This is a genomic window from Protofrankia sp. CiP1_Cm_nod4 (assembly GCF_982290645.1).
The window spans coordinates 19,448-20,023 of sequence record NZ_CEVIVC010000032.1; the positions used below are offsets into that span (position 1 = coordinate 19,448).

1 protein-coding gene is annotated in these 576 nt (G+C 74.8%); it reads right to left on the minus strand.

Translation table 11 applies throughout. From position 1 onward, the window contains the following. On the minus strand, positions 1–380 hold a 380-nt coding region (locus AC5LSR_RS08690; RefSeq protein ID WP_493468336.1), incomplete at its 3' end, for a nuclease-related domain-containing protein. Positions 381–576: the final 196 nt, after the last annotated feature.

The following is a 576-nucleotide window of genomic DNA, read 5'->3' on the forward strand; positions in this document are numbered from 1 at the left end:
GCCCCGGACGGGCCGATCACCAGATGGTCGACGTTGCCGGCGGAGTCCGCGAGCGCGCGGTCGTGCAGGACCGTGTAGCCGGCCCGGACGAGGCGGTCGAGGGCGCGGGCCGTGCGGCGCTCGGCCTCGGCGTCGTGCCGCCAAGACTCGATCTCCGACGGGGAACGCAGGAAGCGCGCCGCGGCGGCGACGAGGACGACCAGGACGGCCCCGAGGACCATCTGCAGCACGACCAGCACGGACAGGCCCGCCATGGCACCGAGCACGCCGACGGCGGCCGCGGCCAGCGCGGCGGCCACAGCCGCGGTGACGGCCGCTCGTGTCAGGCGGTCCTTACGTTCGGCCATGTACAGCTCCCTGCGGCGCAGGTACTCCGCCATGGCCGACCGTCCTGGCCACTGCCTTTCCGGCATCCCGGTCGTCACCGCCTTCCGGTCGCCCTGTTTCCCGCCGCTCCGTCGCGCCGGCCTGGCCCGCGTGACGCGGGAGCTGGCATGGTTCGGGACCCGCATGGCGCGGGATCCGTCACCTCCACCGTTGACGCACGGGCCGGCGCGGAACGTGCTCCGTCCTCGG